Annotated in this window: 9 protein-coding genes; 1 reads left to right on the forward strand and 8 read right to left on the reverse strand. The window is 58.0% G+C overall.

What is annotated here, in order from left to right; translation table 11 throughout:
* Positions 1-183 precede the first annotated feature (183 nt).
* The 8 genes from QD208_RS07930 to metH all read right to left on the reverse strand — a co-directional run bounded on the left by QD208_RS07930 (position 184) and on the right by metH (position 13350).
* Complete coding sequence (locus QD208_RS07930) at positions 184-735, reverse strand: DUF934 domain-containing protein (RefSeq protein WP_084589671.1); 552 nt, start codon at positions 733-735, stop codon at positions 184-186.
* Complete coding sequence (locus QD208_RS07935; RefSeq protein WP_043337362.1) at positions 728-2380, reverse strand: nitrite/sulfite reductase; 1653 nt, start codon at positions 2378-2380, stop codon at positions 728-730. Before QD208_RS07935 ends, QD208_RS07930 begins: the two co-directional genes overlap by 8 nt.
* A gap of 296 nt (positions 2381-2676) precedes the next feature.
* Positions 2677-3105 (reverse strand): EAL domain-containing protein, encoded by a 429-nt coding sequence (locus QD208_RS07940; protein WP_279836473.1) that lies wholly within the window; start codon positions 3103-3105, stop codon positions 2677-2679.
* Positions 3106-3125: 20 nt separating this feature from the next.
* A complete protein-coding gene (locus QD208_RS07945; protein ID WP_279836474.1) occupies positions 3126-5102 on the reverse strand; it encodes an EAL domain-containing protein in 1977 nt (658 codons plus the stop codon).
* The gene (locus QD208_RS07950) at positions 5095-6327 is read right to left on the reverse strand and encodes an ABC transporter substrate-binding protein (RefSeq protein WP_043337292.1); all 1233 of its coding nucleotides are present in this window, start codon (positions 6325-6327) and stop codon (positions 5095-5097) included. Before QD208_RS07950 ends, QD208_RS07945 begins: the two co-directional genes overlap by 8 nt.
* Before the next feature lie 98 nt (positions 6328-6425).
* The gene (locus QD208_RS07955; protein WP_084589665.1) at positions 6426-7727 is read right to left on the reverse strand and encodes an ABC transporter substrate-binding protein; all 1302 of its coding nucleotides are present in this window, start codon (positions 7725-7727) and stop codon (positions 6426-6428) included.
* A 236-nt stretch (positions 7728-7963) separates the two neighbouring features.
* Positions 7964-9292, reverse strand: coding sequence for an MATE family efflux transporter (locus QD208_RS07960; protein ID WP_043337289.1), 1329 nt, complete (start codon positions 9290-9292; stop codon positions 7964-7966).
* A 332-nt stretch (positions 9293-9624) separates the two neighbouring features.
* Entirely contained in the window at positions 9625-13350 is a 3726-nt protein-coding gene (metH, locus tag QD208_RS07965) for a methionine synthase (protein WP_279836475.1), read from the reverse strand.
* 376 nt (positions 13351-13726) lie between these two features.
* Here metH and nfuA point away from each other — a divergent pair, with 376 nt between their 5' ends.
* Positions 13727-14317: a Fe-S biogenesis protein NfuA gene (nfuA, locus tag QD208_RS07970; RefSeq protein ID WP_043334230.1), complete on the forward strand. Its 591-nt coding sequence runs from the start codon at positions 13727-13729 to the stop codon at positions 14315-14317.
* Positions 14318-14602: the final 285 nt, after the last annotated feature.

The following is a 14602-nucleotide window of genomic DNA, read 5'->3' on the forward strand; positions in this document are numbered from 1 at the left end:
CGCTCTCCCTAAAGATAGGTCAGAACGTGTCAACTATATTCAGGACGGGACACAGGCATGAAAAAAGCCCCCGCCCAGGAGACCATCCTGGACGGGGGCTTTTGCTTGGCTCACTCGGGTGCGTTTGCCTTCTCTCCCACGTCTGTTCGCAGGCAGAAACAGTGAGTGATCAAGAGCGGGCGATCAACGACGCGCGAATAGCGGCGTCTTCTGGTCGACACCGGACTGGTAGCTGACGCTGAACGAGCTCAGTGCATGCAAGGCATCTTCCACGTACTGATCGTCACGCAGGGCAAAGGCACTGATGCCGCACCGGCTCATGTAGTGGAGTTGATCCACCAGAACGTCGCCGATGGCACGAATCTCACCCTGGTAGGCGAAGCGCTCACGCATCAGGCGGGCGATGGTGTAACCGCGGCCATCATTGAAGTTCGGGAAGTCGACCGCCAGCAGCGGTGCGTCCATCAGCGCCTTGCCCAGTTCCGGCGTGAGCTCGGTATCACTGGCAAGCCAGGGCGCCAGATGATCAGCGCCTTCGCCGGCGGCGACCAGCGCCTGCCATTCCGCCAGCGGCAGTAGGGCGGGTTGCTGATAGCTCGGCAGATTGCCGTCTTCATCCAGACGCACGACCTGCCAGGCATCTTCGCTCACCAGCTGGTTCTGACGGATGACGCCACCCTGGCGCTGATCGGTCAATTCGCGTGCTGATGTCATTTCTGCAGTCACCTCAGGCATAGACCCGCTCCTTGAACGGCTTCATGCCGATGCGGTGGTAGGTATCGACGAAGACTTCATCTTCCAGACGCTGCTCGACGTACACCTGCAGCACCTTGTCGATGACGTTCGGCATGTCTTCGGCATTGAAGGATGGGCCGAGGATCTTGCCGAGCGTGGCGTTGTCGTCGCTGCGTCCGCCCAGCGAGACCTGGTAGAACTCCTGGCCTTTCTTGTCGACACCGAGGATGCCGATGTTGCCGACGTGGTGATGGCCACAGGCGTTCATGCAGCCCGAGATATTCAGGTCCAGCGGGCCGAGGTCGTACAGGAAGTCGAGGTCTTCGAAGCGGTCCTGCAGTGCCTGAGCGATGGGAATCGACTTGGCATTGGCCAGCGAGCAGAAATCGCCACCCGGGCAGCAGATCATGTCCGCCAGCGTGCCCACGGTCGGGTTGGCCATGCCAAGTTCTTCCAACGCCTTCCAGAGTGTCTCGAGTTCATCGACCGGCACGTCAGACAGCACCAGATTCTGCTCGTGCGTCACGCGCAGTTCACCGAAACCATATTGCTCCGCTAGATCAGCCACTGCGTCCATCTGGTCGGCAGTGACGTCACCCGGGGCCAGTTCACGACGCTTTAGCGACAGGGTGACGGCCTTGTAGCCCGGCACCTTGTGGCCGACGACGTTGTTGGTCACGAAACGTGCGAAGGCACGGTTCTCGCGGCGCAATGTCTCATAAGCCTCGATGGCCTCGGCGCTGACTTCACGGCGCTCAGGCTCGGGGAAGTAGCTGGTCGCCTTGGTGACGGCGGAGTCGGTCAGGGTTTCCGATCCATCCTTGATGTGTGCCCATTCTTCCTCGACGCGACGACGGAATTCCTCGATTCCCAGTGCCTTGACCAGGATCTTGATGCGCGCCTTGTACTTGTTGTCGCGACGGCCCCACTGGTTGTAGACACGCACGATGGCGTCTAGATAGGTCAGCAGGTGCTGCCAGTCGAGGTCTTCGCGCACGATGTCGCCGACCATTGGCGTACGGCCGAGACCGCCGCCCGCCAGGATGGTGGCCTTGACGCTGCCATCGTCGGCGCGGTTGAGACGAATGCCGATATCGTGAACCTGGATGGCAGCACGGTCGGCGCTGGCGCCGGTGACGGCAATCTTGAACTTGCGCGGAAGATAGGCAAATTCCGGGTGAAGCGTGGACCACTGACGTATTAGCTCACACCATGGGCGTGGATCGACGGTCTCATCTTCCGCGATACCGGCGAACTGGTCAGTCGTGGTATTGCGGATACAGTTGCCACTGGTCTGGATCGCATGCATCTCCACCTGAGCCAGTTCGGCGAGAATCGCCGGGACATCTTCCAGCTTCGGCCAGTTCAGCTGCAGATTCTGGCGGGTGGTGAAGTGTCCATAGGATCGGTCATAACGACGGCTGATGGCCGCCATGGCGCGCAGCTGAACAGCGCTCAACATGCCGTAGGGTATGGCGATACGCAGCATCGGGGCATGACGCTGGATGTAGAGGCCGTTCTGCAGGCGCAGAGGGCGGAATTCTTCATCTCCCAGACGGCCCGCCAGATAGCGATCCATCTGATCCTTGAACTGAGCTACCCGCTCGTCGACCAGTGTCTGGTCGTAGGTGTCATAGCGATACATGTCAGGGGTGTCCTGCGGTCGGGCATCAGCTGATCGTCTACTGATGCGAATCTTGTTGATGCTGAAGCCACCATACCCTCTATTCTTTATTCTTTAAAAGAATAAATCCTCATAGTTTTCGATGATAGCGTTATTAAGAAGGGCGCGTCGAGTTTGCCTACCAGCAGCGAAAAAGAAAAGACCAGACGCCTGAGGGTGGGTGTCTGGTCATGCCACCTTGGGTTTCACGACAGGCGAGGGCCTGACACATACCGGGCTTGCGCAGAAAAGACGGCATCTGTCAGACGACATCAGCCCTAGCCATGACCTTTGCCTGGTGCGCTCCTGACAGGTTTCAGCAGATTGACGCGCTCATCAGCATTGGAGTGAAAGCGCGCCTCGAAGGCCTGCTGCGGCATCGGGCGGCCGAAGAGAAAGCCCTGAAAGGCGTGGACGCCCAAGTCCTTGAAGAACTCGGCTTGCCCCCGCTCCTCGACCCCCTCGACAACGACTTGCATGCCGAGTGATTGGCCCATCGCGACGATGACCCGCGCCAGCTCCCTGTCGCGATGACTGGTCTCGACATTCATGACGAAGGAGCGATCGATCTTCAAAATGCCAAAAGGCAGTTTATGCAGATAGGAGAGGCATGAGAAGCCTGTCCCGAAATCATCCAGTGAAAGGTTGACGCCTAATTTACGTATGGCCTGAAGTTGATAGTGCAGGCTGTCTTTACCGTCGAGCATCAGGTTCTCGGTGACCTCGATCACAAGCTGTGAGGGGCGTATCGGGTAGCGCTCGAGCGTTGGTTCAGCATGCCTTGATCTCTGAACTGGAGGACGGAGGCATTGATGGATAGATAGTGTTCCTCGATCCCGAGCCGTCGCCATTCACACAGAATGACGGCAGCCTCTTCCAACACCCAGTTGCCGATCTCGACGATCTGTCCGGTCTTTTCTGCCGCCGGAATGAATTCATTGGGGGGCACCATGCCTAGTTCAGGATGTTCAAGGCGGATCAGGCCCTCGGCGCCCAGCATTTCCGGGGTATCCAGGTCCGGGCTGGCCGCTCGGAAGATGGGCTGTAGATAAAGGCGGAACCAGCCCATGGTCAAGGCTTCACGAATCATGCGCTCTTTCAGGAGTAACGGTTCCCCATCTTCCAGCGCGCTATCGCGGACACAGGTACGGTATTGATTGCCCCCATCATGTTTGATATTCACCATAGTGAGTTCCAGCAGACGCATCAGACGACTGGGGCTCTCATCATTTGCTTGGGCCTCTAGGCCCGCCATGCTCAGACTGAGGTCGATGGGTTCGCCAGCCTTGAGTAGTGGGGTGCAGAAGGCGGTTTTAATTTGGTGTGCAATTTTACGCAAGTCATTGATATCACAGGTCATGACGAATTCATCACCACCAATACGTCCGATCCAGGCCGGGCCACATTCTTTCAATCGTGCGCTAACCTCCTTCAACAGCAGGTCACCATCTATCGGCCCCAGGTGGTGATTGATGCTATGGAATCGATCGATATTGACTAGCAGCAAGCCAAAGACAGCATCGCGTGCGATCAACTGCTGTACATGCTGATTGAGCGATAGTCGGTTGGGTAACTGCGTCAAGGGGTCAATCAGCTGATGCTCCATCAGACGTTGCTGGGTCTTGGTCAGTTCGGTGATGTCAGTCAGTAGTATCATTGTGCCCTTGGACTGACTGCCTTTGGAGGCCGGAATGACTAGCTGTACCTGACGGTCTTCCTGGTGTTGGCAGCTCAAGGTCATCACCAGACCGTTGCAGGCATTGCCCAGTCGCAAGGCCTTGCTGATGCGATGGATGTGATTGCCATTCTGGCTGCTGAAGAGAGTACGGAAGCACATGCCGACAAGATGTTCACGTGCCCATCCGGTCACCTCCAGCATTTTCTCACTGGCATCTTGTACAGTGCCCTTAGAGTCGATAACCAGTAGTAATGCAGGAGTATCTCGATAGAAGTGCTGATAGCGTTCTTCATTTTTGCGTAGAGCTTCCATCATATTGAAAAGTCGCTCTCCCAGCTTGTTCAACTGCACGATAACCCTATTAATCTCGCATGATCGGGTTAAAGGGATTCGATGGAAGGTGTCATGCTGGCCCTCCAACTGGCCCATATGATCTATCGCTACGTTCAAAGGGATCGCCACATAGCGCTTTAATTGCCAAGAAAGCGTCAGCAGAGTCAATAGAATGATAATAAGAGCAATCGCGAATAGTACAGCTCCGCCTTGATAGCGTGCGGCGAGTAACGTGGCATTGGTGCTCTGCAGCTCAAGCTTGCCAACAGCTTGCTTGACCAGCGAATTCTGGTAAATAAGGTTCTTCGAAAGCGTGGCAGGTTCCAATGCTGTCCCTTCCTTTACAATCTCTTCGACGAGTTCACCTTCCTGATTGAAGTAGCGCACGGCATGGACGCTATCCTGATGGCTAAGAGCCTCAAGGTAAGCTTGGACTCTTTCATCGTCAAAGTTCCATATGGCGTCGGGCAGCGTCAGAGCCACGATGTCCATCATCTCTCGTTGATCATCTTGCATGTGCTCAACGGCTTTACTGGCATAAAGGTGGTAGCTCGCAATTCCACTGATGGCACATATGGCGAACACTAGCGGGGCAAGTATCCGAAGTATTCGCCATCTGAGCGGTGACGCACGCTCGCTATTACTATTGGCCGCCGTATCGAGAGTCCTTGCGAGCTTCGAATCATCATTCATCACGCAGTTCTCCCTCGGTGGCAGGAGCCAGAGGCTCATGGCCCAGCGTATCGGCGGTGGAGGCTTGGTGTGGCGCTGACGGTAGGAAAGGTGCGGCGCTGTCTGGCAGGGTCGCCACCATCTCTACTAACCACCCCATCGGCTTGAGCGCTAGTACTTCCATCGAGATCTCGTCGAGATAAGAACCGGGGTCAGCACTCGTTGCCAGGCCCATGGTGTAGTAGCGGGTGCCGAGCGATTCAGGTGTGATCACCCCTTGCTGGACAGCTGCCAGCAACACCAGTGACCATGCAGTCGCCAAGGCGTCACCTCCCGCACTTGCCTCCATTTCACCGGTACGTAGATGATCAAGCCCTTCGCGCGTCCAGCCCATGCCAGCGACAAGTACATCCTCACCTGGGCGCAAGTCATTGAGCTTCAGCGCGTCGATCGCTGCAATCGCCATCATGTCACTGGCAGCCCAGATGATCCGCAGTGGCAAGCTGCTTTGCTGACGCTTTACATAGCGGTCCACTACCTCGAATGCATCCTCATAGTTCCAATTGGCTTGGTATGTTCTATCCACGTACAGGTAGGGGGCATTGCGCAGGGCATCTTGCATCCCGCGCAGCCTCAGGTGAGACGCTTCGTCGTGTTGCCCCCCCACAAGGGCAATAACAGCGCCCTCAGATTTGCCATGCACTTTGTTATATCGTTCTCTAAGTGCCTGCATGGTGTCATGACCACCTTGCTGATGATCAGGCGAGACACTTCCCAGCCAATAGGCATGGCGGCCAAGGGGCTTGCCCTCGGCCTTGTGTTGCTGAGGTGACAGGCTGTTGAGCACAATCATGACTGGTACTCCAGTGGTGTCACTGGTGGCCAGTATTGGCATTGCAAGGCCGTGATTATTGGTGGTGATCAGCAGGTCGGGAGGGGGCTGGCGCATCATTACCTGTGTGCCCAGACGCAAAAACTCGTCGGTATTGCGATTGGCACTGACAACTTCCAATTTCATCCCCAGCGAGGCAGCTGTGACAGAAGCCGCCTTGATCATCTGTGCCCAAAAAGTTTCTGTAGCATGACCAGGGTTCAGGAACACTACATGTTTGATGGGCTTGAAGGGAATGGCGTTCAGCGCCCCAGCCTGATGAGCTAGCAAAGGAGAACATAACATCGTGGTTACGATGCCCACCCTAGTCATTTTGAGGCAACGTTGCGGGGAGAGTAGGTGTGTCAGTCTCATGATGGTCCCTTAATTCCAGCATCGTAGCGAAGACTAGTGGCGGCAATAAAATCGCTCTGCGACCTATCAGTGATCATCCTCATTGAGGGGGACCACTGTTATTGGGCAATATCATCTTCTTGCTGCCCAATCATCTGTATCAATACCGTCATCGGGTCAAAGTCATAGACGCCCTGGGATTCTTGTAATCCAAAAGCTTTGAAATCTGCGCTTCTCCAGTCAGGGGTTTTCAGAAGGGGGCCGTAAAGCTCTACATTGTCATGGGTGATGGCGCTCATCGGGAAGTTGACGGTTCTGGGGACCCATCCCTCGATAGTGGCATGATCCCTCACCATCACCATTGACCACGCACCTGCCATGAAATGCCCGCCGTCTGTTAACAGCAAGCGCCGGTCTGATACCATGCTGATGCCCTCCGGCGACCAGTTAAGGCCCGCCACCAATACGTCCTTGCCTGGCGTGAGCCCAGCAGATTCGATTGCAAGGATTGCGCCCTCGGCCATGGCATCGTTCGCAGCCCAGACCAGATCATTTTGGCCGTTAGAATGGTTGGTCCACTTGAGATATTTCCCAGTAAGGTGTTGGGCATCCTGAGTATTCCAGCGCGCCTCGATGATGCGATCTAACTGAAAGGCCTCGTCTTGTGCAAAGCCGGCCAGCATACCGCTGTTACGTGCAATCGAGGCCGGGGTCAGCGTATCGCCGATTAGAGCGAGTCCACGCAGTTGCCCCGTGGGGGATACCTGTCGAGCTTCTTTGATTAGCTGGTTAGCCATACGCTTGCCAGCAGTATAGTTATCAGGGATGACACTACCAATCCACGCAGGATGGATAGTCCCAGGGCTTCCATGTACCTGTTCCTGTTCGCGAGTGAGGCCATTCAACAGCATTACAACACGCGTGCGATAGCTATCCGAGGTCTTAAGCAGCTCGGATGCAGCCTGCTCTTCATTGACCAGCACTAAATAATCAGGGGGGGTTGGGTCCTCTAAAGCTTGAAGAGCAAGCTTCTTGAGAAGAAATGGGTTGCGCTTTGCATAAACAACTTTCAAGGTGATGTTCAGGTCGTGGGCAGCTGCCTGCATGGTGTCTGTCACCATATCCCAGAAACGTTCTCCCCGAAGCCCGGGATTGACGAAGGTTACGGCAAGTGAGTCTTGGGCCTTCATTGCCTCTGTGCCATCCACGTTAATCGGGTTACCTGAGTTGATAGAAAAATTAGATAAATCTGCTGTTTGTGTATCAGCGATAGGTGGGTGGGGAGTGTTGTCATTGAGAGCAAGTGAACTTTTAATAGGATAGGCATCAACTACTCCGCTTATGGCCAAACAGCAAAATAGGGTTAACAGTTGTCGCGACCCTTGCTGCTGCCATCTGGTGCTGATGGTTAAAGTGGCCATTACCTCTCCTCTTTTTGTTACATTTTTTTACAATACAGTCAGGGTACGATATTCAGATCGCAATTGCTGCCCCATTTTGAAGGCTGTCACTTATCGGCATTCAACGATCAAGAAACGTATATTCATTTATTAGCAATATACGTAATGATCTGAAAAAAGAGAGGCATTAAGGGCCGCTGGTGAGGTGCATTCAAGGTATAAGCGTCAGTCAAGAACTGAGGTGGCTCTTGAAGGCTTCAAAGGCGCAGTGTCTGCCACGACCTGCGTTGCCAGATAAGGCCGAAGACAAACGAGTTGAGCAGTCGATAAGCGAGCTGAATCGCCCAAATGGCGACAAGGCCGCCTTCCTGATGGACGCCCCACCACCAAGCCGCGGGCAAAAACAACAGCCACTGCAGGCTCAAGGTGGCAAGCATCACGGTGCGATGGGCGCCGGCGCCCAGCAGTGCCTGGGCCAGCACGATGGCGGTGCAGTCGAGCACGATCATGGCGGCGGTCATCTGCAACGGTAGCACGCCAAGTTCAATCAATTGCGGACGATGCAGAAAAAGCCCGAGCACACTTTCAGGCGCGACCCACAGCGGCAAGCCCAGCAGTAACAAACACGGCAGTGCCACACGCACGGTGTCCCACCCCCAGCGATGGGCCTCTTCATGCTCGTCGCTGCCCAGGGCCTGGCCTACTAGACTCATGGCGGCCAGCCCTAGTCCGACCCCGGGCAATATCAGCAGCAGGGAGAGATTCACCAGCACATGGCCGACCGCTACGCTGGCCGCATCGATCTGACCGAGTATCCAAAACAGCATTGCGTAGCCCGCCGCGAACCATAGCTGCTGAAAGGAGTGGGGCACCGCTAGCTTGAGCAGCGTCAGGTAATGTGTCATTGGCGGCCAGGCGTGTAGGACGCCGTGCAGACTGCGCTCGCCCAGCGTCGCCTTGACCCACAGTGCCAATGCGACTAGCAGGGACAGTGTCGTACCGGCCCCGGCGCCATCCGCGCCCATCTGAGGGGCGCCGAACAGACCGTGGATCAGGATGATGCTGAGCACGACATTGACCGCCTGGGTTATCAACATGATGCGCAGATAGATGCCGGTGCGCTGCAGGCCATTCCAGAAGCCTCGGAAACAGAACGCCATTGCGACCGGTATCAGCCCCAGCACACGCCATTGGAAATACGAGGAGGCCGTTTCATGCACACCGGGCTGGTCATTGATCAACGACAGCAGCGGCTCAGTCCAGTGATGGCAGGCGAGGGTGACGGGGATGCCGATCGACAACGCCAGCACCAGGCCGGCATTCAGGCCTTCGCCACAACGCTCAGGGACTTCTTCGCCCAAGCGCCGCGAGGTCTGTGCCTGGACGGCGGAGGACAGCCCGAAGATCAGCGCCGTGACCATGAACATGGCATAGCCACCGATCCCCACGCCCGCCAGCGCCGTTTCGCCCAGACTGCCGACCAATGCCGCGTCGATCAGATTGAGCAGACTCTGCGACAGCATCGCCCCAATGATCGGCAGCGCCAGTTTCAGTATTCGCGTGTTGCGCGCAAGATCCCCCAGCATCAGACGCTCCCACGCAGGGAGTCGGAAAAGTGAGAAGAGCAGGAAGAGACACAAGCCTCGAATGCGGCTGACAAACGGGGAATCAGTGAACTGGGCTGCGATAAGCAGAACAGCGATAAACCGAGCAGAGACAAAGAGGAGAGTGATAAACAAAGCAGTGACAACAGCAGCACGGGCGACTCACGACAGCAGACAAGGAAGAACGCCATAATAGCGCGCTCGGCAAATGAAGACATCGCTTCTCAGACGACAACGCGCCCCATCTCCTGAGAGGTGAGGCGCGTAAAGCTGACGTTGGCTGCATCAATCGGCGGTGCGGCTGATGGAGGGGATCAATCGGCGTCGGGATCGTAGCTCAGCACCGGCGACAGCCAGCGTTCCATCTCGCCAAGCTCCATTGCCTTGCGGCTCGCCAGGGACTGCACCTGATCACGGGTGATCTTGCCGGTGGAGAAGTACTTCGACTCCGGGTGCGCGAAGTACCAGCCAGAGACGGCGGCCGCCGGCCACATGGCAAAGCTCTCGGTCAACACCATGCCGGCATGCTTTTCCGGTTCGAGCATACGGAACAGCGTGGCCTTCTCGGTGTGGTCAGGGCAGGCCGGATAGCCGGGCGCCGGGCGAATGCCGCGATACTTCTCGGCGATCAATGCCTCATTGTCGAGCACTTCCTGGCTATCGTAGCCCCAGAACTCCTTGCGCACGCGCTCGTGCAGGCGCTCGGCAAAGGCTTCGGCGAGACGGTCCGCCAGCGCCTTGACCATGATGGCGTTGTAATCATCGCCAGCCGCCTCGTACTCCCTGGCCAGTTCGTCCGCGCCATGCCCCGTAGTCACGGCGAAGCCACCGACCCAGTCCGGCTTGCCGCTGTCACGCGGGGCGATGAAGTCAGCGAGACTGTGACAGATGCCATCACGATTCTTGGTCATCTGCTGACGGATGTGATGGAGGCGCTCGACGACCTGGGTGCGTGTCTCATCGGCGTAGACTTCCAGAATGTCGTCGTCAACACAGTTGGCCGGCCAGAAGCCGATCACGCCCCGCGCCAACAGCACCTTGTCATCGATCAGCTTGCGCAGCATCACCTTGGCATCGGCAAACAGCGAACGCGCCGCTTCCCCGACCGTCTCATCCTGCAGAATCTTCGGGTACTTGCCCGCCAGCTGCCAGCTCATGAAGAAGGGCGTCCAGTCGATGCGCTCGACCAGTTCATTCAGATCGTAGTCATCGAAGACCTTGAGGCCGGTGAAGCTGGGGGCCGGCGGGGTGTAATGCTCCCAATCGGGCTGGAAACGGCGCTTGCGCGCCTCGCGGTAGTCGAGATCCGCGGCCTTGGGGCGGCGCTTGGCGTTGCGCTCGCGTACCACGGCGTACTCGGTGCGAATCTGATCGACATAGGCTGCCTTGAGTTCCGGCGACAGCAGCCGCGAGGCCACGCCCACCGCGCGCGAGGCGTCGGTGACATAGATGACCGGCTGCTCATACTGCGGTTCGATCTTGACTGCGGTGTGTGCCTTGGACGTAGTCGCACCACCGATCAGCAGCGGCAATTCAAATCCACGGCGCTGCATCTCCCTGGCGACATTGACCATCTCGTCCAGCGACGGCGTGATCAGCCCGGAAAGCCCGATGATGTCGGCCTTCTCGTCGATGGCGGTCTGCAGGATCTTCTCCGCCGGCACCATCACGCCCAGGTCGATCACCTCATAGTTGTTGCACTGAAGCACCACGCCGACGATGTTCTTGCCGATGTCGTGGACATCGCCCTTGACGGTTGCCATGACGATCTTGCCCTTGGCCTGGGTCTCGCCGCTCTTCTCGGCCTCGATGAAGGGGATCAGGTGCGCGACCGCCTGCTTCATGACGCGCGCCGACTTCACCACCTGGGGCAGGAACATCTTGCCCGCGCCGAACAGGTCGCCGACCACATTCATGCCGTCCATCAACGGCCCTTCAATGACCTCGATGGGTCGGGTAGCCTGCAGGCGTGCCTCTTCGGTATCTTCCTCAATATGGACGGTGATGCCCTTGACCAGCGCGTGCTCGATGCGCTTGTTGACCGACCAGCTGCGCCATTCGAGGTCTTCTTTTTTCTCGCCGCTGCTGCCATCGCCCTTGTACTTGTCGGCGATGTCGAGCAGACGCTCGGTGCTGTCACCGCGGCGGTTGAGTACCACGTCCTCGACGGCGTCACGCAGCTCTTCGGGCAGGTCATCGTAGAGCGCCAGCTGGCCGGCGTTGACGATGCCCATGCTCAGGCCCGCCTGGATGGCGTGATAGAGGAATACCGAGTGGATCGCTTCGCGGACCGGATTGTTGCCACGGAACGAGAAGGACACGTTGGAGACGCCACCCGAAATCATCGCGTGGGGCAGGTTGTCATGAATCCAGCGCGTGGCCTCGATGAAGTCGACCCCGTAGTTGTTGTGCTCCTCAATGCCGGTGGCGATGGCGAAGATGTTGGGGTCGAAGATGATGTCCTCGGCCGGGAAGCCGATGTCATCGACCAGCATCCGGTAGGCGCGCTCGCAGATCTCGATCTTGCGCTGATAGGTATCGGCCTGGCCGACATCATCAAAGGCCATGACCACCACAGCGGCGCCGTGACGGCGACAGATCTGCGCCTGCTGCCGGAAGCTTTCCTCGCCTTCCTTGAGCGAGATGGAGTTGACCACCGCCTTGCCCTGGATGCATTTGAGCCCCGCCTCGATGATGTCCCACTTCGAGGAGTCGACCATGATCGGCACGCGCGAGATGTCCGGCTCGGAGGCGATCAGGTTCAGGAAGCGCACCATGGCCTCCTGTGACTCCAGCATGCCTTCATCCATGTTGACGTCGATGACCTGGGCGCCGTTCTCGACCTGTTCGAGGGCGACTTCCAGCGCGGTGGTGTAGTCCTCCTCCTTGATCAGGCGGCGGAAGCGCGCGGAGCCGGTGACGTTGGTGCGCTCACCGACATTGACGAACAGGGAGTTCGGCTGGATGTTGAAGGGCTCAAGCCCCGACAGGCGGCAGGCCGGCGCGATGTTGGGTACCTTGCGTGGCGGGTACTGGGCCACCACGCGCTTGACCGCTTGGATGTGCTGCGGGGTGGAGCCACAGCATCCACCGATGATGTTGAGCAGACCTGCCGCAGCGAAGGACCCGATGATCTCGGCCATCTCATCGGGCGTCTGGTCGTATTCGCCGAATTCATTGGGCAGGCCGGCATTGGGATGCGCGGAAATGAAGGTATCGGCCTTCTCGGACAACTCGCGTAGATAGGGGCGTAGCTCCTCGGCGCCTAGGGCACAGTTGAGGCCGACGCTCAGTGGGCGGGCATGACGTACCGAATTCCAGAAGGCTTCAGTGGTCTGGCCGGATAGTGTGCGTCCCGAGGCATCGGTGATGGTGCCGGAAATCATCACCGGCAGGCGCGGATGGCCTTGGTCGAACAGCTCCTCAAGGGCGTAGATCGCCGCCTTGGCATTCAAGGTGTCGAAAATGGTCTCGATCAGGATCAGGTCCGCGCCGCCCTCGAAGAGTGCCAATGCGGCTTCGCGGTAGTTGTCGCGCAGGCTATCGAAGGTGACGTTACGCTTGGCGGGGTCATTCACGTCCGGCGAGATGGAGCAGGTGCGGCTGGTCGGGCCAAGCACCCCGGCGACGAAGCGCGGGATGCCGGTCTCGGCGGCCACGGCGTCCGCCGTCTTGCGCGCCAGGCGTGCCGATTCGAGATTGATCTCGTGGACCAGTGCCTGCATGCCGTAATCGGACTGCGACAGCTGAGTGGCATTGAAGGTGTTGGTCTCGACGATGTCGGCGCCGGCCTCGAAGTAGGCGCGGTGGATCGCCTCGACGATGTCCGGTCGGGTCAGCGCCAGCAGGTCGTTGTTGCCCTTGATGTCGCTGGGCCAGTCGGCGAAGCGCTCGCCACGGAAGTCTTCCTCCTCCAGCCCGTAGCTCTGCAACATGGTGCCCATGCCGCCATCGAGGATCAGGATACGTTCCTGCAGCGCCTGGCTCAGCGCGTCGGGCAGTGGCAGAGAATAAGGAACAGGAAATTGGGCTTGCGCCATGACGGACTCCAGCGTGCGTGACCTGTCGCGTTGTATCCCGGGCGTGCAACTTTCTCTGCCAAGCCAGCACTTTGCCAGGCCAGTACTTTGCCGAGAAAGGCACACGCCGCAGGCGCGAACTCATTGCTATTGAGAGGCGCTGGCGAGGGATCCGCTCACGAAATCCCTGCCTGGCCAGATGGGGCTATCGTATCAGACTGCAGAATCGTCACGATGAGCATGATTCATGCGCAACATGAGTCAGTCAGGAGTGCCCGCCAAGGAGTAGTCGCGCGCGGGGGATCAAACCCGAGTGATTTGCTCAGGATTGCGAGTGCAGCAGGTTTTCCTTAACATGGAGCCATTAGTCACCTGACATCAAGAGAGTCTCTGCGCCATGAGTGAGAGCATCCAGATTACCGATAGCGCCCAGGAGTATCTTGCCGAGCTGCTCGAGAAGCAGAGCGTCGAGGGCATCGGCGTACGTATCTTCATCACCCAGCCGGGCACGCCGTATGCCGAGACCTGTCTCGCCTACTGCCGTCCGGGCGAAGAAGAGCCGACGGATGAGATCCTGGATCTGCCGAAGCTGAAGGTCTATCTCGACACGCACAGCGTACCGTTCCTGGAAGAGGCGACCGTCGACTTCAATGCTGATCGCATGGGCGGTCAGCTGACCATCAAAGCGCCGAATGCCAAGATGCCCAAGGTCAACGCGGACAGCCCGCTGGAAGACCGCATCAACTACCTGCTCTACAGCGAGATCAACCCGGGTCTGGCGGCTCACGGTGGCGAGATCAAGCTGGTGCAGCTGACCGAAGAGCAGGTCGCCGTGCTGCAGTTCGGTGGCGGTTGCCAGGGTTGTTCCGCCGTCGATCTGACGCTGAAGGATGGTGTCGAGAAGACGCTGATGGAGCGTATCCCGGAATTAACCGGTGTGCGTGACGTCACCGATCACACCGATACGACCAACGCCTACTACAGCTAAGGTCGGGCCTGGCTTCAGACCCGTGACTAGGGCCGAGGCCAGAGACGAACCAAGTACAGGCCAGAAACGCAATCTCCCATCGATTTTCGGTGGGAGATTTTTTTATGGGCGCGACGTTAGCCTTTCACAGTTTGAGGCGACCTGATGCGAGTTTGGGGCATATGGCCAGGGCATCCGGCGTATGGAGGGAGGCTCGGTTAAGCCGCTGAGTAAAGTATTAGAGTTATCTGGTATCGTGGCAGTATATTTATCATGCTGGCCGCGCCCATTGGCTGTCCGGCGTGA

The sequence above is a fragment of the Cobetia sp. 29-18-1 genome (assembly GCF_029846405.1).
GTDB classification, from domain to species: domain Bacteria; phylum Pseudomonadota; class Gammaproteobacteria; order Pseudomonadales; family Halomonadaceae; genus Cobetia; species Cobetia amphilecti.

Coding starts and splice junctions, on each gene's coding strand:
- QD208_RS07930 (WP_084589671.1), bottom strand. CDS start 735: ATGCCTGAGGTGACTGCAGAAATGACATCAGCACGCGAATTGACCGAT.
- QD208_RS07935 (WP_043337362.1), bottom strand. CDS start 2,380: ATGTATCGCTATGACACCTACGACCAGACACTGGTCGACGAGCGGGTA.
- QD208_RS07940 (WP_279836473.1), bottom strand. CDS start 3,105: ATGCTCGACGGTAAAGACAGCCTGCACTATCAACTTCAGGCCATACGT.
- QD208_RS07945 (WP_279836474.1), bottom strand. CDS start 5,102: ATGAATGATGATTCGAAGCTCGCAAGGACTCTCGATACGGCGGCCAAT.
- QD208_RS07950 (WP_043337292.1), bottom strand. CDS start 6,327: ATGAGACTGACACACCTACTCTCCCCGCAACGTTGCCTCAAAATGACT.
- QD208_RS07955 (WP_084589665.1), bottom strand. CDS start 7,727: ATGGCCACTTTAACCATCAGCACCAGATGGCAGCAGCAAGGGTCGCGA.
- QD208_RS07960 (WP_043337289.1), bottom strand. CDS start 9,292: ATGCTGGGGGATCTTGCGCGCAACACGCGAATACTGAAACTGGCGCTG.
- metH (WP_279836475.1), bottom strand. CDS start 13,350: ATGGCGCAAGCCCAATTTCCTGTTCCTTATTCTCTGCCACTGCCCGAC.
- nfuA (WP_043334230.1), top strand. CDS start 13,727: ATGAGTGAGAGCATCCAGATTACCGATAGCGCCCAGGAGTATCTTGCC.